The sequence below is a fragment of the Sphingomonas rosea genome, from assembly GCF_039538065.1.
GTDB lineage: Bacteria > Pseudomonadota > Alphaproteobacteria > Sphingomonadales > Sphingomonadaceae > Sphingomicrobium > Sphingomicrobium rosea.
On sequence record NZ_BAABBR010000001.1, the window covers coordinates 978332 to 997541 of the forward strand.

Genomic DNA, 19210 nt, shown 5'->3' on the forward strand with positions numbered 1-19210 from the left:
TGCACAGGAAGGGGCGCCTCCGCTAGAGAGCGGCCCCATGTCCAAGATGTTTCGAATCTCGCTTCCCGATGGCTCCGTTCGGGAGATGGCGGAGGGATCGACCCCGGCGGACGTCGCCGCCGCGATCGGGCCGGGTCTCGCCAAGGCGGCGCTCGCCGCGCGCGTCAACGGAGAGGTGCGCGACATCATGCGCCCGTTCGATGGCGACAGCGAACTCGCGCTGATCACCGCGCGCGACGAGAAGGACGCGCTTGAGCTCGTCCGGCACGATTTCGCCCACGTGCTCGCCGAGGCGGTGCAGAAGCTCTATCCGGGCACGCAGATCACCTTCGGCCCGGCGACCGACGACGGTTTCTACTACGACTTTGCGCCCGCCGCCGACCGCGGTCCCTTCACCGAGGAGGACCTGCCGGGAATCGAGCAGGCGATGCGCGAGGTGATTGCCGCCGACGAACCGCTGATCCGCGAAGTGTGGACCCGTGAGGACGTGCGCGACTATTTTGCCCGCACCGGGGAGAGCTTCAAGGCCGAGTGGGTGATGGAGCTCCCCGCGGACCAGACGATCACCATGTATCGGTCGGGCAAGGGCGAGGACGCCTGGATGGACCTGTGCCGGGGCCCGCACCTCGCCTCGACCGGCAAGCTCGATCCGCAGGCGTTCAAGCTGACCCGCGTGTCGGGTGCCTACTGGCGCGGCGATCCCAAGAACCCGATGCTCAGCCGCATCTACGGGACGGCGTGGCTGAACAAGAAGCAGCTCGCCGAGCATCTGACGCGGCTGGAGGAAGCGGCCAAGCGCGACCATCGCAAGATCGGCCAGGCGATGGACCTGTTCCACCTCCAGGCCGAGGCGCACGGCAGCGTCTTCTGGCACCCCAAGGGCTTCCTCATCTGGCGCCAGCTCGAGGCCTATATGCGCCGCAAGCTCGACGCGGCGGGCTATCTCGAGGTCAAGACGCCGCAGGTGATGGACGCGCGCCAGTGGGAGAAGTCGGGCCACTGGGGCAAGTATCGCGAGAACATGTTCGTCATTCCCGACGAGGTGCCGAACACCGAGGACGAGGGCCCACTCGTCTCGGACGACGCCGAGTGGATGGCGCTGAAGCCGATGAACTGCCCGGCGCACGTGCTGATCTTCAAGCAGGGCATCACCAGCTATCGCGAGTTGCCGCTGCGCATGGCCGAGTTCGGCTGCTGCCACCGCAACGAGCCGCACGGCGCGCTCCACGGCATCATGCGCGTGCGCCAGTTCACGCAGGACGACGCGCACATCTTCTGCCGCGAGGACCAGCTCGTCCAGGAAGTGCGCGACTTCTGCGACCTGCTCGACGGCATCTACAAGGACCTCGGCTTCGACCAATATGCAGTGAAGCTCGCGCTTCGTCCCGACAAGCGCTTCGGCAGCGACGAGATGTGGGACAAGGCCGAGTCGGAGCTGCGCGAGGCGGTGATCGCCAGCGGCCGCGCGACTGAGGAATATGGCTGGGAGGAACTGCCGGGCGAGGGCGCTTTCTACGCGCCGAAGCTGGAGTTCCACCTGACCGATGCGATCGGACGGACCTGGCAGGTCGGGACCATCCAGTCGGACCGCGTGCTGCCCGAGCGCCTCGACGCCAGCTATGTCGGCGAGGACGGCGAGCGCCACCGGCCGGTCATGCTCCACCGCGCGATCCTCGGCACGTTCGAGCGCTTCATCGGCATCCTGATCGAGCATTTCGCGGGCAACCTTCCGCTGTGGCTGGCGCCCGTGCAGGCGGTGGTCGCGACGATCGTCTCGGACGCCGACGACTATGCCAAGGAAGTCGCGGCCAAGCTGCAGGCGGCGGGCTTCCGCGCCGAGGCCGACACGCGCAACGAGAAGATCAACTACAAGGTGCGCGAGCACAGCCTTGCCAAGGTCCCGCTGCTGTTCGTCGTCGGCAAGCGCGAGGCCGAGGAAGGCACCGTCGCGGTCCGTCGTCTCGGCAGCGAGGAGCGGCAGCGGGTGATCAGTCTCGACGAGGCGCTGGCGATGCTCCGCACCGAAGCCACCCCGCCCGACCTGCGCTAGGGATCAAGCCCTAGGCGGGGTCGCGGGTCGCGACCGCGTCGAAGTAGCGGTGCATCGTGGCGAGGCGCTGGTCGTCGCGGCTGCGGATGGCGGCCCGGGCGGCCTCGGCTTCCTCGCCGATCCGGACCAGCCGCTCGAGCGTCGGCGCGGCATAGTCGCAGCGCTCGTTCGGCCGCGCCGAAGCGCAGCGCTCGAGGCAGGTGTCGATGAGCTCGGGCACCCGGCGCTCGCAACTGATCATGAGCTGGGCTTCCTCGGGGGTCAGTGCGGCCGAGCCGCGTTCGGCGAGGAAGGCGCGGATGCGTTCGCGTGCAAGACGCGCGGCCTCGCGCTGGCGCCGGTCGAGATGGCTCGAGAGCTTCATCCAGCGCGGATCGGGCGGAAGCATGCCGCCGGCTGCGCCGCTGAAACCGCCGGCGAAGGCGCGGACGTTGCGAATCACGCGCCGGGCGATCCGGATGCCGAGCCACAGCAGGCCGAGCGTCACCACCAGGAACATCAGCAATATGGCACCGAGGACTTCAAGCATTGTCGATCCACTCCGAGCGCCTATGTAGGAAGGGCGCCGGCGCCCGACGAGGGGCGTCTGACGCCGCGCCGCCACAGCGGAGCGCAAAAATGAGCGGGCGCGACCGGCTGCCTCTTTTCAGCGCGGTTTTCAGCGCCTAGCTCGCATGCTCGTCGAATTACCTCAGGAGATTGCGTTATACGTCCGCCCATGATGCGCCGCCCGCTGGCGCCGCCCCAACTATCCGGTCCTCGCTACAACGAGTTCATCCAGAGCCAGAAGGTGCGGGTGATCGACGAGAATGGCGAGAACCTTGGCGTGATGTATACACGTGAAGCGATCGAGCAGGCGGCGGAAGTCGGCCTCGACCTGGTCGAGATCAGCCCCAACGCCGATCCGCCCGTCGCCAAGTTCCTCGATATCGGCCGCTTCAAGTACGAAGCCCAGAAGAAGGCCAACGAGCAGCGCAAGCGCCAGAAGACGCAGGAGATCAAGGAGATCAAGATGCGTCCGAACATCGACGACCATGACTACGAGACCAAAATGAAGAAGGTCGTCGAGTTCCTGGGCGACGGTGACAAGGTGAAGGTGACGATGCGCTTCCGCGGCCGCGAAATGGCGCACGGGCAGCTCGGCATGGCCGTGCTCCAGCGCGTCGCCGCCGAGACGGGCGAGATTGCCAAGGTCGAGGCCCATCCCCGGATGGAAGGCCGCCAGATGCTGATGGTGCTCTCGCCCAAGTAAGCGAGGGTCGGGACAAGGGGCCGCGGCGATCGCCGCGGCCCGTTGACCTAACGCAGGTTGAGTGCGGTTGCGTTGCTGCGCTGCAGCATGTTGCGACACTGACACACTCTGTAGACATTACCTTAAATCCCGACGGCGCCGCGCTTCCCAAGAGGCGCGGCGCTGCTCTACGCCCTCTCTGTATCGAGTTTCAGGAGGGGTCGTTTCAAATGCGCAAGTCCATCTGGCTGCTTTCCGCGGGTCTGTTCGCCATGGCGACGCCGGCGTTTGCCCAGTCCACCGACACCGACGGCAAGGGCGCGCAGCCGACCGACGGCGCCACCGCCGAAGCGGGCGCGGTCGCCAAGACCGACGTCCAGCCGACACAGCAGAGCGCGGACCAGGCGAACACCGCCGACAACGGCGACATCGTCGTCACCGCGACCCGCCGTAACGAAGCGCTGTCGGACGTGCCGCTCGCGGTCAGCGCCGTCACCGCCCAGACCCTCGAGAACAGCGGCGTCGTCGACATCCGCCAGCTGACCCAGGTCAGCCCCTCGCTCCTCGTCTCCTCGACCTCGTCCGAAGCCGGCGCGGGCGGCGCCCGTATCCGCGGCGTCGGTACCGTCGGTGACAACCCCGGCCTCGAAAGCTCGGTCGCGGTGTTCGTCGATGGCGTCTATCGCTCGCGCGTCGGCGTCGGCCTCACCGAACTCGGCCAGGTCGACCGCATCGAAGTGCTGCGCGGCCCGCAGGGCACCCTGTTCGGTCGCAATGCCTCGGCCGGCCTCATCTCGGTCATCACCGCCAAGCCGTCGTTCAAGACCTCGGTCAACGGCGAACTGACCGTCGGCAACTACGACCTGCGCCGTGTCGAAGTCGGCGCCACCGGCCCGATCAGCGATTCGCTCGCGGTGCGCGGCGACCTTGTCTACCTGAAGCGCGACGGCTTCCTCACCGACGTGGTCAGCGGCCGCGACGTCAATAACCGCGATCGCTACCTCATCCGCCTCCAGGGCCTGTACAAGCCGAACGACAAGTTCAGCTTCCGCCTGATCGGCGACTATTCGAAGCGCGACGAAGAGTGCTGCGCGGCGACCTACATCCGCGCCCGCAACTACAATGGCGCGGGCGTCGCGCTCGAGGGTCCGTCGACCATCGCCGCCTTCGAGCGTGCGCTGGGCGGAATCATCAACGACGACCAATATGCCCGCAAGGTGTCGATCACCCCGGGCCGCGACTTCGGCTCGAAGGTCAAGGACTACGGCCTGTCCGGTGAAGCGGTGATGGACTTCGGCGGCGCCGAACTGACCAGCATCACGGCCTATCGCTACAACAACTACAACCGCGGCCAGGACGCGGATTTCAACAACCTCGACATCCTTTATCGTGCGTCGGACGGTGGTGCCTTCAACCGCTTCAAGACCTTCACGCAGGAACTGCGACTGCAGGGCTCGACGCTGAACGACAAGCTCGACTGGTTGGTTGGCGGCTACTTCGCCAAGGAGCAGCTGCGCGTCGTCGACAACCTCAGCTACGGCGCCGACTACGAGCGCTTCGCCAACTGCCTGCTCGCGCAGTCGCTGGCGGCCTCGCCGTCGCCGGCCCCGCTGGTCTCGGGCGGCACCTGCAACACCATCTTCACGGGTGCGCAGGCGCAGATCCAGGGCGGCATCGCGCAGCTCCAGGCCGGCATCGCCAACCTGACCGCGGCGATCGCTGCCGCTCAGACGGCTGGCAACACCGCGCTCGTCACCCAGCTGACGGCACAGCGCGCCGCGCTCCAGACGCAGCTGACCGGCCTCCAGACCTCGTCGACCACGGCGATCGTCGGGCTGCTCAACACCATCCCGACCCGTCCGGGCTTCGCCTCGCTCCAGGCCGCCTTCGGCGTTCCCTCGGGCAACCTCGGCTTCAACGGCGTCGGCCTGCGTGACGACTACAACCAGAAGAGCACCAACTTCGCGCTCTTCACGCACAACATCTTCAGCATCACCGACCGGCTGAAGCTGACAATCGGCGCGCGCTACACGCACGAGCGCAAGACGCTCGACGCGAGCTTCCGCGACAACAACCTGCTGTGCCAGACGCTGACCTCGTTCGCCGCGCTGCCGACGACCGATCCGCGCTATGGCCTGCAGGCGCTGCAGCAGCTGCCGTGCGTCATCCCGAGCGTTCCGGGCGGTTCCTACAACCCCAGCGCGATCAAGCGGACCGAGTCCAAGCTGTCGGGCACCGCGGTCATCAGCTTCAAGCCGACCGACAACCTGCTCACCTATGCGAGCTACTCGCGTGGCTACAAGGCGGGCGGCTTCAACCTCGACCGCTCGGGCCTGCCGCGCACCCTGTTCGGCAACACCGCCACCAGCGGCGGTTCGCCGGGCGGCGTGATCCCGAACGCCTCGCTCAAGGCGCTCGAGTTCAATCCCGAGATCAACAACGCGTTCGAAATCGGCGCGAAGTATAACGGTCGCGGGTTCGACGTGAACGTCGCTGCCTTCCACCAGGCGTTCCGCGACTTCCAGCTGAACACCTTCAACGGCCTGTTCTTCTTCGTGGAGAACATCAACAGCTGCAAGACGAGCCTCAACGGCGCCGACACCGACAACATCATCGGCAACGGCAGCTGCGCCAAGGGCAACCTCAAGGCCGGCGTCGTCAGCAAGGGCGTCGAAATCGAGGTCTTCACCCGTCCGGCGCCCGACGTGGCGGTGAACGTGGGCGCGACCTTCGCCGACACCAAGTATCGCAAGAACCTGGTCGGTGCCGACGGTCGTCCGCTCCCGGCGCTGCTGTTCCTGCTCCCGGGCGGCCGCCTGTCGAACAGCGCCGCGGCGGCGTTCACGGGCTCGGTCAGCTTCAACCCGCGGATCACCGACAGCGGCATCCGCGCTCTGTTCTACGCCGACGCCCGCCACTCGGCGACGTTCAACACCGGGTCGGACCTCTTCAAGGAGAAGATCCAGCCGGCCTACACTGTGGTGAATGCCCGTGTCGGCCTGCAGGGTCCGAAGGGCCTGTGGGGCGTCGAACTGTGGGCGCAGAACCTGTTCAACGAGGAATATCAGCAGGTCGCCTTCAACGCGACGCTGCAGGGTTCGGGCAACCAGGCGGCGGTGCAGCGGGGCTTCATCCCCTCGTCGAGCCAGCTGTTCGGTTCGTTCCTCGCCGAGCCGCGCACCTACGGCCTGACGCTGCGCACGCGCTTCTAAGCCGCGCGCCGCTTCGAGACAGGGAGGGCTTCGCGGGCGACCGCGGGGCCCTTTCTCGTATGGGTCAGGCGGCGGCGGAGACGGGACGGTCGGCGGCGGCGGCGAGGAGCGCCGGACGAAGCGCCGCGACCTGCGCGGGGCCGAGCTTCCGGCCGTCCCCGTCGGTGAGATAGAAAACGTCGACCGCTTTCTCGCCGTAGGTGGCGATATGGGCAGAGTGGACGATCATGTCCGCCCGGTGGATCGCCAGGGCCAGCGCGGCCAGCAGGCCGGCGCGATCGAAGGCGCGGACCTCGACCACGGTGAAGCGGCGTGACGCATTGTCGGCGATGGTGACCGACGGGACGAGCGTGAAGGCATGGTCGGCGACGACGGGGGGCAGTACCGGAAGCTCGCTTCCCTCGAGCGCGCCGAGCACCGCCTTGACCAGCCGCGTGCGCCGGCGCCGGTCGACATAGGGGCGCCCCTGCGCGTCCTGGATGAGGAGGTTGTCGAGGGCCTTGCCGTCACGGGTGGTGTGGATACGGGCGCCGATGATGCTCGCCCCGCCCGCGGCCAGCCCCGCGCAGATGCGATAGAAGAGGCCGGGCCGGTCGCGCGCGAAGATGCTGACTCGGGTCGCGGTGTCGCTTTCGCCCTCGATGCGGACCGAGGGCGCCTCTGGGCCGCTCTCGGCCGCCGCAATCTGGCGGGCATTGTCGAGGATCCAGTCGGCCGGTTCGGCGAGCCAGTAACTGTCGGTGAGGCGGTCGGCGTGCTGGCGCGCGGCCGCGTCGCTCCAGCCAAGCGCCTTGGTCAGCGCTTCCTGCCGTGCCGCGACTTCCTCGGTCCGGCCGCGCTGGCGGTAGCCCGGCCGGAGGCGTTCCTCGGCCAGTTCGTAGAGACTGACGAGGAGCTTGCGCTTCCATTCGGTCCACACCCCCGGCCCGACCGCGCGGATGTCGACCACGGTCAGGAGGAGGAGCAGGCGCAGGCGTTCGGGGCTCTGCACTTCGGCGGCGAGGTCGTCGATCGTCTGCGGATCGGCGAGGTCGCGCTTGAAGGCGGTGCGGCTGAGGAGGAGGTGCTGGCGGACGAGCCAGGCGACGGTATCGGTCTCGCCCGCGTCGAGCCCAAAACGCGGGCAGAGCTCCCGCGCGACTTCCGCGCCGAGGATGCTGTGGTCGCCCTTGCGGCCCTTGGCGATGTCGTGGAGCAGCACGGCGACGTAGAGCACGCGGCGCGAGGCGATCTGCTTGAACAGGGCGGTGGCGACCGGATGGTCGTTACCGAGTTCGCCGCGTTCGAGCGCCGCCAGCAGCCCGACCGCGCGGATGGTGTGCTCGTCGACGGTATAGTGATGATACATGTCGAACTGCATCTGTCCGACGACACGGCGGAAGTCGGGGACGAAACGCCCGAAGACATTGGCCTCGTTCATCCAGCGCAGCACGAGCTCGGGATGATCGCGGGTGGTGAGCACCTCGAGAAAGCAGGCATTGGCCTGCGGATCGTCGCGGACCTGCTCGGCGAGGTGCGAATCGCGGGTCGCCGCGCGCATCGCGCTCGGGTGAATTTCCATCTTCTCGCGGGCGGCTAGCGCGAACAGGCTGAGCAGGCGGCGCGGATCCTCGCGGAAGAAGCGCTCGTGCGGAATGGCGAGCCGGCCGCGGTCGATGACGAAGCCGCCGAGGCGGCGCGGGCGACGGAGAAAGGTCGGCAGCGCGAAGCGGCGACCCTGCTCGCCGAGTTGCGCGTCGAGCTGGGCGAGGAACTGGCCGGTGAGGTCGCCGACCGTCCGCGCCTGCAGGAAATACATGTGCATGAAGCGCTCGACCGCGCTCTTGCCGGGCCGGTCGGCATAGGAAAGCGCGGTGGCGAGCTCGCGCTGGTGAGCGAAGCTCAGCCGCTCCTCGGCCCGCCCGGCGAGGCGGTGAAGCAGGCAGCGCACCGACCAGAAGAAGCGCATCGCGCGATCGAACCGCGCATATTCGCTGGGCGTGAGTAGTCCGGCAGTGACCAGCTCGGACGCGTCGTGGATGCCGTGGACGTAGCGCCCGACCCATAGCAGGGTGTGGAGGTCGCGAAGCCCGCCCTTGCCGTTCTTGACGTTGGGCTCGACCAGGTAGCGGCTGTCGCCGAATTTCTCGTGTCGCTCGTCGCGCTCGGCGAGCTTGGCGGAGACGAAGTCGGCGGCGGTCCCCACCACCACCTCGCGCCGGAAGCGCCCGTCGGCCTCGTCGTAGAGCGCGCGGTCACCGGCGAGGAAGCGGCCTTCGAGCATGGCGGTGCGGACGGTGAGGTCGGACCTGGCGAGGCCGATCAGCTCGGACGGGGTGCGGATCGCCTGGCCGACCTTCAGCTTGGCGTCCCAGAGCGCATAGAGCGTGGCCTCGATCACCTGCTCGCACCAGGGGGTCCGCGGCTGGGGGACGAGGAACATGAGGTCGACGTCGCTGAACGGCGCCATCTCCTCGCGGCCATAGCCGCCGAGCGCGACCAGGCTGACCTTCTCGCCCGAAGACGGATTGTGGTTGGGGTAAGCGGCGAGCGCCTCGGCGAAGGCGCTGCGCACGAGGTCGTCGATGGCGCGAGCGAAGTCGGCGGCGTGGCGGCGACCCTCGGACGGGGCGGCGTCGATGGCCGCAAAGAGCGTCGCGCGAGCTGCGTCGAGGCGCCCGGCGAGCTGGCTCACGCGGGCCGCTCCGCCGCCAGCCGCTTGATCGCGTAAAGTGCTTCCAGCGCTTCGCGGGGGGTCAGCGCATCGGGGTCGAGCGCGGCCAGCGCCTCCGCCAGCGGATCGGCGGGGGGCGCCTGCTCGGCCGCCGCGGCGAACAGCGGCAGGTCGTCGAGCCCCGCGGCGATCCCGCCGGTCGCGTCGCGGCCTGCCTCGAGCTTGGCGAGCACCGACTTGGCGCGGGCGACCACTGCTGGCGACAGGCCCGCAAGGCGCGCGACCGCGATCCCGTAGCTGCGATCGGCGGCGCCCTCGGCAACCTCGTGAAGTAGGACGAGATCGCCCTTCCACTCGCGCGCGCGGACATGGTGGAGCGACAGGCAGGGCAGCCGGCCAGCAAGCCGGGTGAGCTCGTGATAGTGGGTCGCGAACAGAGTACGGGCGCGGACCTCGTCGTGCATCGCCTCGACGACCGCCCAGGCGATGGCGAGCCCGTCGTAGGTCGATGTTCCGCGCCCGATCTCGTCGAGGATGACGAGGCTCCGGTCGGTCGCCTGAGCGAGGATGGCGGCGGTCTCGACCATTTCGACCATGAAGGTCGAGCGGCCGCGCGCGAGATTGTCCGACGCGCCGACCCGGCTGAACAGGCGGTCGACGAGCCCGACTCGCGCCCGGCTCGCAGGGACGAAGCTGCCGGCCTGGGCAAGCAGGGTGACGAGCGCGACCTGGCGCAGGAAGGTCGACTTGCCGCCCATGTTGGGGCCGGTGATGAGCCACAGTCGGTCGGCAGGCCCGAGGCAGCAATCGTTCGCGACGAACCGCTCGCCGGCTTTCGCCAGCGCGCGCTCGACGACGGGGTGGCGGCCGCCCTCGATCTCGAGGCAGGGCGCGGTATCGAGGGCGGGCCGGGTCCAGCCGCCTTCCTGCGCGCGCTCGGCAAGGCCGGCGGCGACGTCGATCCGGGCCAGTGCGTCGGCCGTGACCGCAATTTCCTCTGCGGTGCCAATCGCCTGCTCGGTGAGCCGCGCGAAATGGGCTTGCTCGAGGCTCAGCGCGTGCCCGCCCGCTTCGAGCACGCGGCTCGCTTCCTCGTGGAGCGCCGGGCTGTTGAAGCGGACCGCGCCGGCCATGGTCTGGCGATGGGTGAAGCCGCTGTCGGGCGCGAGCAATTTCTCGGCGTGCTTGGCGGGCACCTCGACATGATAGCCGAGGACCGCATTGTGCCGGATCTTGAGCGCGGCGACGCCGGTCGTGTCGCGGTAGCGTTGCTCGAGCTCGGCGATTGCTTTGCGGCCGTCGGTCGAGGCGGCGCGAAGCCGGTCGAGTTCGGGGTCGTGACCCTCGGCGATGAACCCGCCCTTGGCCGCATCCAGCGGTGGCGAGGCGACGAGCGCGCGCGACAATTGGTCGAGCAGGGCGTCGTGGCCGCCGAGATAGGGGAGCAGCGAATCGAGGAGCAGGGGCCGGAGCGCCTGTCCACCGAGCGCCCGCCCGAGATCGGCCGCGCCGCTTAGCCCGTCACGCAGCGAAGCAAGATCGCGCGGGCTGCCACGGCCCGCGACCAGCCGACCGAGCGCACGGCCAAGGTCGGGCAGGCTGCGGAGCGCAGCGCGGACCCGTTCGCGCCGGATCGGCTCCTCGGTGAACCAGGCGACGAGGTCGAGCCGCGCCTCGATCGCGTCGCGGTCGGTCAGCGGCGCGGCAAGGTCTTGGCCGAGCAGCCGGCGACCGGCGGCGGTGACGCAGCGGTCGACCTCGCCGAGCAGCGAGCCGGCAATCGCGCCTTCCTGCGTGCGGCAGATTTCGAGGCTCGCGCGCGTCGCGGCATCGATCGCCATGTGCGCCGAACGCTGGACCCGGCGGGGAAGGCCGAGGAAGGCGGTCGCCTCGCGCTGGGTCGCATCGAGATAGGCGAGGAGCCCGCCGGCAGCGGCAAGCTCGGCCCGGCCCGGCGCGCCAAGACCGTCGAGGTCGGCAAGCCCGAAGCGCCGCTTGAGGAGGCGCTCGCCCGCGAGGCTGTCGAAGCCCTCATGACCCCAGCGACCGTCGATGTTCGGCACCGGCTCCGCGCCGATGATCTCGGCCGGTCCCAGCCGCGCGAGTTCGGCGGACAGGTCGGTTGCAGCGCAGCCGATCAGCTCGAAGCGGCCGGTCGAGATGTCGCAGGCGGCGATCGCCCAGTCCTCGCCCGCATGGCCGATCGCGGCGAGCCAGTTGGCCGAGCCGCTCTCGAGCAGCGTCTCCTCAGTCAGCGTGCCGGGGGTGACGAGCCGGACGATGGCCCGCTCGACCAGCGCCTTCGAGCCGCGCAGGCGGCGGGCCTCGGCGGGGCTCTCGATCTGTTCGGCGATCGCGACGCGATGCCCGGCGCGGATCAGCCGGGCGAGATAGCTTTCGGCGGCATGGACCGGCACGCCGCACATCGGAACGCCGTCGCCGCGCTTGGTCAGCGCGATGTCGAGGCAGGCCGCGGCCACCTTGGCGTCGTCGAAGAACAGTTCAAAGAAGTCGCCCATCCGGTAGAACAGCAAGGAGTCACCGGCCTCGGCCTTGAGGCGGTGATATTGCTGCATCATCGGGGTGTCGGCATCGGCCCGGGCCATGTCATTGTCCTAGCTGCTCATCGCGCCGCGCGTAACCACTTCGTTCGTGCCGAGCGACGTCGAAGCACATTCGAGCCAAAGCCCTTCGACGTCGCTCAGGGCGAACGATCGTTGGGAAACATGGGCAAATCGGCTAGGGGCTCCCCCATGTCCGAAAGCAATGTGAAGTTCTCCGAAGCCGAAGCGCTGCATTTCCACTCGCGCGGCCGGCCGGGGAAGATCGAGATCGTCGCCTCCAAGCCGATGGCGACCCAGCGCGACCTCAGCCTCGCTTATTCCCCCGGTGTCGCCGTGCCCGTGCGCGCGATCGCCGAGGATCCGTCCAAGGCCTATGATTATACCGCCAAGGGCAATCTCGTGGCGGTGATCTCGAACGGCACCGCGATCCTCGGTCTCGGCGACCTCGGTGCGCTGGCCTCGAAGCCGGTGATGGAAGGCAAGGCGGTGCTGTTCAAGCGCTTCGCCGACGTCGATTCGATCGACCTCGAACTCGACACCCGCGATCCGCAGGCCTTCATCGATGCGGTCGCGCTGATGGGGCCGAGCTTCGGCGGCATCAATCTCGAGGACATTGCCGCGCCCGACTGCTTCGTCATCGAGCAGACGCTGCGCGAGCGGATGAACATCCCGGTCTTCCACGACGACCAGCACGGCACCGCGATCATCACGGCGGCGGGCCTCATCAATGCCTGCCTGCTGACCGGGCGCGAGCTCAAGGACGTCAAGGTCGTGGTCAATGGCGCGGGCGCGGCGGCGATCGCCTGCACCGAGCTCATCAAGGCGATGGGCGTGCGCGGCGACAATGTCCTGATGTGCGACCGCACGGGCGTCATCCACAAGGACCGCGACGACCTCGACCAGTGGAAGAGCGCGCACGCCGCCGACACGGACCGCCGCACGCTCGCCGAGGCGCTCGAGGGCGCCGACGTGTTCCTCGGGCTCAGTGCCGCGAAGGCGCTCAAGGCCGAGTGGGTGCTGACGATGGCGCCGCGGCCGATCATCTTCGCCATGGCCAATCCCGATCCCGAGATCACTCCGCCCGAAGCCAAGACGGCGCGCCCCGACGCGATCGTGGCGACCGGGCGCTCGGACTATCCCAACCAGGTCAACAACGTCCTCGGCTTCCCCTTCATCTTCCGCGGCGCGCTCGATGTCCGCGCGACTGCGATCAACGACGAGATGAAGATCGCCGCCGCCGACGCCCTCGCCCGGCTGGCGCGGGAAGCGGTGCCCGAGGAAGTGGCGGCGGCCTATGGCGGGATCAACCACAAGTTCGGTGCCGACTACATCATCCCTGCGCCCTTCGATCCGCGCCTGATGGAAGTGGTCCCTGCCGCAGTCGCCGAAGCGGCGATGCGCTCGGGCGTCGCGCAGCGGCCGATCGAGGATTTTGCGGCCTATCGCCAGCAGCTTCGCGCGCGCCTCAATCCGACCGTCAGCGTTCTCAGCCTCGCTTATCAGGCCGCCAAGTCGAACCCGAAGCGCGTGCTGTTCGCCGAGGGCGAGGAAAGCGTCGTGCTGCGCGCCGCCATCGCCTTCAAGGATGGCGGCTATGGCACCCCGGTGCTGGTCGGGCGCGAGGACGTCCACGATCGGCTGCGCGACCTCGGGGTCGACGACCCGTCGGGCTATGAAGTGCTCAACAGCCGCAACTCGCCCTTGGTGGGCCGTGCGGTCGACCATCTCTACGCCCGCCTGCAGCGCAAGGGCTTCCTGCGCCGCGAGATCGAGCGGATGGTCAATCAGGACCGCAATTACTTCGCCGCCGCCATGCTCGCGCTGGGCGAGGCCGACGCGATGATCACCGGTGTGACGCGGCCCTTCAGCCAGTCGCTTCGCCAGGTCGAGATGGTCATCGACCACGAGGCCGACGCGCCCCCGTTCGGGATTAACATCGTCGTCGGACAGAACCAGACGGTGCTGATCGCCGACACGGCGGTCACCGAGCGCCCGACCGCCGAGGACCTTGCCGCGATCGCCGTCCGCTCGGCCGCCTTCGCCCGCCGCATGGGCCAGGAACCGCGGGTCGCGTTCGTCAGCTACACGACCTTCGGCAATCCGCCCGGCGCTTACGTCAGCAATCTGCGCGACGCGGTGACCCTGCTCGACGGCCGCCAGGTCGACTTCGAATATGAAGGGGAGATGTCGCCCGAGCTTGCGCTCAACCATGAGATGCAGCGGCGCTATTATCCCTTCAGCCGCCTGTCGGGCCCGGCCAACATCCTGATCATGCCCGGCCTGCAGTCGGCCAGCCTTTCGGCCAAGCTCCTCCGCGCGCTTGGCGGGGAGAGCGTCATCGGGCCGTTCCTGCTCGGCATGAAGCTGCCGGTGCAGATCGCGCCGATGACCGCAGGCGCGAGCGATCTCGTGACGCTGGCGGTACTGGCGGCGGGCGCGGTCGACCGGGTCGGGCGGGGCTAGACCCGCTCGACGCTCGACACGGCGTCGGTCGCGCGCAGCGCGGCCATGATCGAGTGGAGGTGGGCGAGGTCGTGCACCTCCACGTCGACGTGGAAGGTGTGGAAGCTGCCGTCGCGGTGGACTTGCGCCAAGTTGACGATGTTCGCGCCCTTGGCGCCAAGCGTGGTCGCCATCGTGCCGAGCGCGCCCGCGACGTCGCGCAGGATGATGCAGAGGCGCGCGGCCGCGCCGTCCGAATCGTCGCTCCAGCTGAGGTCGAGCCAGTCGGCGTCGATCCCGCTCGCGAGCAGGTCGCAGCCGATGGCGTGGACCTCGATTTCCTCGTCCTCGCGGCGAAGCCCGACGATGCGGTCACCCGGGATCGGGTGGCAGCAGGGGGCGAGGTGGAAGGCGACGCCCGGCGTCAGGCCGCGGATCGAGATGGCGCGGCGTTGTGCGGCCGGGCGTGGTGCGACGTCGCCGCCGGTCGATCCCGGCATCAGCGCTTCCATCAGCGCTTCGTCGCCGACCCGCTTGCGCGCGATGGCGATCATCAGCGCGTCCTCGTCCTCGAGCTTCAGTTTCTTCATCGCCCGTGGCAGCGCTTCCTTGGGAAGCGGCATCGGCATCCGCGCGACGATCTCGTCGTAGATCTTGCGGCCGAGTTCGACCGTCTCGTCGCGCTCCTTCAAACGGACGAAGCGGCGGATCGCCGAGCGGGCCTTGCCGGTCGCGACGAAGCGCAGCCACGAGGGCTGCGGGGTCTGCGCGTCGCTGATCAGGATCTCGACCTGGTCGCCATTGTCGAGGAGCGTTCGCAGCGGCACCACACGGCCGTTGACCTTGGCCCCGACGGTCTTGTCGCCAAGCCGGGTGTGAACCGCATAAGCGAAGTCGACCGGGGTCGCGCCCTTGGGCAGCTGGATCAGCTCGCCCTTCGGCGTGAAGGCGAAGATCCGGTCTTGGTACATCGCCATCCGGGTATGCTCGAGCAGCTCCTCGGGGCTTTCGGCATGCTCCAGGATCTCGACCAGGTCGTCGATCCACGGCACGTGGATGTCGGCAACCGGCTTGCCCTCCTTGTAGGCCCAGTGCGAGGCGAGGCCCTTCTCGGCCTGGAGGTGCATCTCGCGGGTCCGGATCTGGACCTCGATCCGCATCTTGCTGTCGTGGATCACCGACGTGTGGAGCGAACGATAGCCGTTGCGCTTGGGTGTCGAGATGAAGTCCTTGAACCGGCCCGGTACCATCGGCCAGCGGCGATGGATGTGTCCGAGCGCGCGATAGCAGTCGGCGACGTCCTCGACGATCACGCGAAAGGCCATGACGTCGGACAATTGCTCGAAGCTGATGTGGCGCTCGGCCATCTTGCGCCAGATCGAATAGGGATGCTTCTCGCGCCCCGTGACCTCGGCTTCGAGCCCGTTGTCGGCGAGGTGGAGCTTGAGTCCAAGCCCGATCCGGCTGACGATATCGCCGCCCTCGGCGTGAAGCTGTGACAGCCGCCGCGTGATCGAGGCATAGGCGTCCGGTTCGATCTGCCGAAACGCCAGCGTCTGCATCTCGTTCATGATCTCGTACATGCCGATCCGCTCGGCGAGCGGGGCATAGATATCCATCGTCTCGCGCGCGATCCGGCGGCGCTTCTCTTCGCTCTTGATGTGGTGAAGCGTGCGCATGTTGTGCAGCCGGTCGGCGAGCTTCACGAGGAGGACGCGGATGTCGCCGGAGAGTGCGAGGAGGAACTTGCGCAGGTTCTCGGCGGCGCGCTCATTCTCCGACTGCGCTTCGATCTTGCTGAGCTTGGTGACCCCGTCGACCAGCCGCGCGACGCTGGCACCGAACAAGCGCTCCACTTCCTCGGGGGTCGCGACCGTATCCTCGATCGTGTCGTGGAGGATGCCCGTGACGATCGTCTCGTCGTCGAGCTTGAGGTCGGTGAGGATGCCGGCGACTTCGATCGGATGGCTGAAATAGGGGTCGCCCGACGCCCGCGTCTGCGACCCATGTGCCTTCATCGAAAAGACGTAGGCGCGATTGATCAATCCCTCATCGGCATCGGGATCGTAGGAGCGGACACGCTCAACCAGCTCATATTGTCGAAGCACCTTATCTATTTGGGCCTGACAGGCGCTTGGTTGCAAGTGCGAACTGGTGCGGCGCGGATGCAACATTGATGCAAGTTAGTCATTGCCCGCTGGCACGGCGCAGCTAAAGATGCTCAAGCTCGGCTTAGCTCATCTCAGGGGAGTTGCGTGTGGCACTTGATGCCGACCTGGTGAAGGCCTTTCGCGCGTCCTCGGATGCTTGTCCCATCCCTCATGCCGTCTCGATGATCGGCGAACGCTGGACGTGCCTGATCCTGCGCGCGTCGATGTTCGGACTGCGGCATTTCGAGGAATTCCAGGCTTGCCTCGGCATTGCCCGGAACATCCTTTCGGACCGCCTCGCGCATCTGGTCGAGAATGAGATTCTCGCCCGCTCGCCCGATCCCGACGATCGCCGGAAGGTGATCTATGCGCTGACCGAGCGTGGCGCCGCGCTGCTGCCCGTCATGGCCGCGCTTCGGCAATGGGCGCTCGACGGGGGCTATGGTGATCCGTCCTATCCGCATCTCGCCGACCGGCGCGATCGCAAGCCGGTGGCGCGCATGGAATTGCAGTCGCACGACGGGCGACCGCTCAAGCTTCAGGATCTGGCGTGGGTCGGTCCGGACGGGGAGGAATTATTTCTCCCGAGGACGCTCAGGCGAAGCCAGTCGGCCGCCGCCTGAGGCAGCGGCCTTGAGCAGGCTTATTCGTAGTCGCCGCCCGACGGGGTCGGACGCGGCGGCGCGGCGGCGGTGAGACGCAGCGCTTCGGCCGATTCGGCCAGCGAGGCGAGCTCGTCGGTCGCATCTTCCTCGTCGATCTGAACGCGCTGCAGGCTCGAGACGACCGCCTCGTTGAGGTCGCGCGGACGAACGGTTTCCTCGGCGATCTCGCGCAGGGCGACGACCGGGTTCTTGTCGCGGTCGCGATCGATGGTGAGGTCCGCACCGCCCGAAATCTGGCGGGCGCGCTGCGCGGCCAGGAGAACGAGGTCGAAGCGGTTCGGAATCTTGTCGACGCAATCTTCGACGGTGACGCGTGCCATTCGGCTGGGCCTTTTCGATGGAGCTGGCGCTGTAAAGAGAAGGTCGCGGAACTAAGGATTATGGGCTTCGAAGTCAAGGAAGCCGGTTTGCGCGGGCCGCTCTAGGGGCTAGGCACAAGCCCGCATGGCTACCGTCACCGACCGTCCTGTCGCCTCCGTCAGCCCGATCACGGCCGAGATCGCGGGGACCCGGCTGACGCTGGTGGAAAGCGGGAGCGAGCGGCTCCGGACGCTCCTCGCGATGATCGACCGGGCGCAAGTCTCGCTCCGGATGATCTTCTACATGATGGACGGCGATGCGGTCGGCGAAGCGGTGCGCGACGCGCTGGTCCGGGCGGCCGAACGCGGCTGCGACGTGCGGGTGATCCTCGACGGCTTCGGCTCCGACATTCCCGACGGGTTTCTCGACCCGCTTCATGCGGCGGGAGGGCATTCCTGCCTGTTTCACCCGCGCCTCAGCGCCCGCTATCTCCTGCGCAACCACCAGAAGCTGGTGGTGGTCGACGATCGCGAGGGACTGACGGGCGGCGCCAATCTCACCGTCGACTATATGAGCGACCATGCCGAGAGCCGCTGGCGCGACCTGTGGATCCATGTCGAAGGGCCGGCGATCCGGCCGGCGGCGCGCTATTTCGACGCCATCCATCACTGGACGACCACGCCCAAGCCCCGGCTGCGCGACCTGCGCCGGCTGCTCCACCGCTTCTCGCAGCACAAGGGGCCGCTGCAATGGCAATATTCGGGGCCCGTGCGCCGCTTCCACCCCTGGACCGTCGGCATCGCGCGCGAGCTGATCGCAGCGCAGCGGCTGGACATGATCTCGGCCTATTTCTCCCCGCCCTTCGCCATGCTCCGGCGGCTGTGGCGGCTGGGCGATCGCGGCGAGGTGCGGATCGTGACCGCAGCCAAGTCGGACAATAACGCGACCATCGCGGCCGCGCGCTTCACCTATCGTCGCCTGCTGCGCCACCGCGTCCGGATGTTCGAATTCCAGCCCGAGAAGTTGCACACCAAGTTGCTGATCGTCGACGATGCGGTCCACATCGGGTCGGCCAATTTCGACTTCCGCAGCCTGTATCTCAACCTCGAGATCATGCTTCGGATCGAGGACGCCGCCTTCGCCGAGCAGGTGCGCGGTTACTTCGAGCGGCAACTCGCCGACTGCCAGGAGATCACGCCCGCGCTGCACCGCGAACGCGCGCACTGGTGGCGGCGGATCAAGTGGGCGTTCAGCAATTTCCTCGTGACCGCGGTCGACTATACCGTCACCCGGCGGCTCAATTTCGGACCGGAACGCTAGGCCTCGTTCTTCCAGGCCCAGAAGAGCGTCGCCGGGGGCACGTTGACCCATTCGAACCCGCGATCGAGCCGGTCGAAGACGGGCGCGATGAAGTCGCGGACCTTGGGGCTGAACTGATAGACGAGGAACGCGCCGCCCGGACGGATCGCACGCGAAGTCGCGGCGCCGATCTCGTCACCCACGCCCGGCGGCAAGGTCGAGAACGGCAGGCCGGAAAGGACGTAATCCGCCTTGCCGAGCCCGCGGTCGGCGAGCACCTTCTCGACGTCGGCCGCACTCGCGGTGACTGCGACCAGGCGGGGGTCGTCGATGCTTTCCTTAAGGAAAGCGGTGAATTCGGGATTGGTGTCGATCGTCACCAGCTTGGCGTCCTCGGGCAGGCGCTCGAGGATGATCCGGGTGAAGGTGCCGACGCCGGGGCCATATTCGACGAACAGCTTGGTGTTCGGCCAGTCGACCGGGCCGAGCATCTTGTCGATCAGGCGCCGCGACGAGGGGATGACCGAGCCGACCATCACCGGATGCTTGAAGAAGCCGCGCAGGAAGGCGAGCCGCTCGGAGCCCCCGCGGCGACGGGCAAGGCGACGCCGTTCCTTGAGGGCGCGGGCAGAAGTGGCTTGCAT

General features: G+C 67.9%; 12 protein-coding genes. 6 read left to right on the plus strand and 6 right to left on the minus strand.

The annotated features are described in order from the left end of the window. The first annotated feature begins 37 nt into the window (after positions 1-37). Entirely contained in the window at positions 38-2050 is a 2013-nt protein-coding gene (gene thrS, locus ABD693_RS04840) for a threonine--tRNA ligase (protein ID WP_344695892.1), read from the plus strand. 10 nt (positions 2051-2060) lie between these two features. Here the strand turns inward: thrS and ABD693_RS04845 are convergent, their stop codons facing one another. After that, complete coding sequence (locus ABD693_RS04845) at positions 2061-2579, minus strand: hypothetical protein (protein ID WP_344695893.1); 519 nt, start codon at positions 2577-2579, stop codon at positions 2061-2063. A gap of 189 nt (positions 2580-2768) precedes the next feature. Between ABD693_RS04845 and infC the strand changes: the two genes are divergently transcribed. Continuing rightward, positions 2769-3302, plus strand: a complete 534-nt coding sequence (gene infC, locus ABD693_RS04850) for a translation initiation factor IF-3 (protein ID WP_344695894.1) — start codon at positions 2769-2771, stop codon at positions 3300-3302. 209 nt (positions 3303-3511) lie between these two features. Then, positions 3512-6493, plus strand: a complete 2982-nt coding sequence (locus ABD693_RS04855) for a TonB-dependent receptor (RefSeq protein ID WP_344695895.1) — start codon at positions 3512-3514, stop codon at positions 6491-6493. 64 nt (positions 6494-6557) lie between these two features. On the opposite strand, the gene ABD693_RS04860 is transcribed toward ABD693_RS04855, so the two are convergent. Continuing rightward, positions 6558-9167 (minus strand): [protein-PII] uridylyltransferase, encoded by a 2610-nt coding sequence (locus ABD693_RS04860; protein WP_344695896.1) that lies wholly within the window; start codon positions 9165-9167, stop codon positions 6558-6560. Then, a complete protein-coding gene (gene mutS, locus ABD693_RS04865) occupies positions 9164-11752 on the minus strand; it encodes a DNA mismatch repair protein MutS (RefSeq protein ID WP_344695897.1) in 2589 nt (862 codons plus the stop codon). The genes ABD693_RS04860 and mutS overlap by 4 nt, the downstream gene beginning before the upstream one ends. A gap of 147 nt (positions 11753-11899) precedes the next feature. On the opposite strand from mutS, the gene ABD693_RS04870 reads away from it, so the two are divergent. Beyond that, positions 11900-14173 (plus strand): NADP-dependent malic enzyme, encoded by a 2274-nt coding sequence (locus ABD693_RS04870; RefSeq protein ID WP_344695898.1) that lies wholly within the window; start codon positions 11900-11902, stop codon positions 14171-14173. Here ABD693_RS04870 and ABD693_RS04875 read toward each other — a convergent pair. Beyond that, the gene (locus ABD693_RS04875; RefSeq protein WP_344695899.1) at positions 14170-16260 is read right to left on the minus strand and encodes a RelA/SpoT family protein; all 2091 of its coding nucleotides are present in this window, start codon (positions 16258-16260) and stop codon (positions 14170-14172) included. The two genes, ABD693_RS04870 and ABD693_RS04875, sit on opposite strands and share 4 nt — an antisense overlap. A gap of 224 nt (positions 16261-16484) precedes the next feature. Here ABD693_RS04875 and ABD693_RS04880 point away from each other — a divergent pair, with 224 nt between their 5' ends. Continuing rightward, the gene (locus ABD693_RS04880) at positions 16485-16925 is read left to right on the plus strand and encodes a winged helix-turn-helix transcriptional regulator (RefSeq protein ID WP_344695900.1); all 441 of its coding nucleotides are present in this window, start codon (positions 16485-16487) and stop codon (positions 16923-16925) included. 20 nt (positions 16926-16945) lie between these two features. On the opposite strand, the gene rpoZ is transcribed toward ABD693_RS04880, so the two are convergent. Further along, on the minus strand, positions 16946-17287 hold the full coding sequence (rpoZ, locus tag ABD693_RS04885; RefSeq protein ID WP_344695901.1) for a DNA-directed RNA polymerase subunit omega: 342 nt from the start codon (positions 17285-17287) through the stop codon (positions 16946-16948). Between the two features lie 124 nt (positions 17288-17411). Between rpoZ and ABD693_RS04890 the strand changes: the two genes are divergently transcribed. Then, positions 17412-18587, plus strand: a complete 1176-nt coding sequence (locus ABD693_RS04890; RefSeq protein ID WP_344695902.1) for a phospholipase D-like domain-containing protein — start codon at positions 17412-17414, stop codon at positions 18585-18587. On the opposite strand, the gene ABD693_RS04895 is transcribed toward ABD693_RS04890, so the two are convergent. Next, on the minus strand, positions 18584-19210 hold the full coding sequence (locus ABD693_RS04895; RefSeq protein WP_344695903.1) for a class I SAM-dependent methyltransferase: 627 nt from the start codon (positions 19208-19210) through the stop codon (positions 18584-18586). The two genes, ABD693_RS04890 and ABD693_RS04895, sit on opposite strands and share 4 nt — an antisense overlap.

Bases quoted from the DNA above. Each gene is read 5' to 3' on its own strand.
- thrS (WP_344695892.1), top strand. From the start codon at position 38: ATGTCCAAGATGTTTCGAATCTCGCTTCCCGATGGCTCCGTTCGGGAG.
- ABD693_RS04845 (WP_344695893.1), bottom strand. From the start codon at position 2,579: ATGCTTGAAGTCCTCGGTGCCATATTGCTGATGTTCCTGGTGGTGACG.
- infC (WP_344695894.1), top strand. From the start codon at position 2,769: ATGATGCGCCGCCCGCTGGCGCCGCCCCAACTATCCGGTCCTCGCTAC.
- ABD693_RS04855 (WP_344695895.1), top strand. From the start codon at position 3,512: ATGCGCAAGTCCATCTGGCTGCTTTCCGCGGGTCTGTTCGCCATGGCG.
- mutS (WP_344695897.1), bottom strand. From the start codon at position 11,752: ATGGCCCGGGCCGATGCCGACACCCCGATGATGCAGCAATATCACCGC.
- ABD693_RS04870 (WP_344695898.1), top strand. From the start codon at position 11,900: ATGTCCGAAAGCAATGTGAAGTTCTCCGAAGCCGAAGCGCTGCATTTC.
- ABD693_RS04880 (WP_344695900.1), top strand. From the start codon at position 16,485: ATGATCGGCGAACGCTGGACGTGCCTGATCCTGCGCGCGTCGATGTTC.
- rpoZ (WP_344695901.1), bottom strand. From the start codon at position 17,287: ATGGCACGCGTCACCGTCGAAGATTGCGTCGACAAGATTCCGAACCGC.
- ABD693_RS04890 (WP_344695902.1), top strand. From the start codon at position 17,412: ATGGCTACCGTCACCGACCGTCCTGTCGCCTCCGTCAGCCCGATCACG.
- ABD693_RS04895 (WP_344695903.1), bottom strand. From the start codon at position 19,210: ATGCAAGCCACTTCTGCCCGCGCCCTCAAGGAACGGCGTCGCCTTGCC.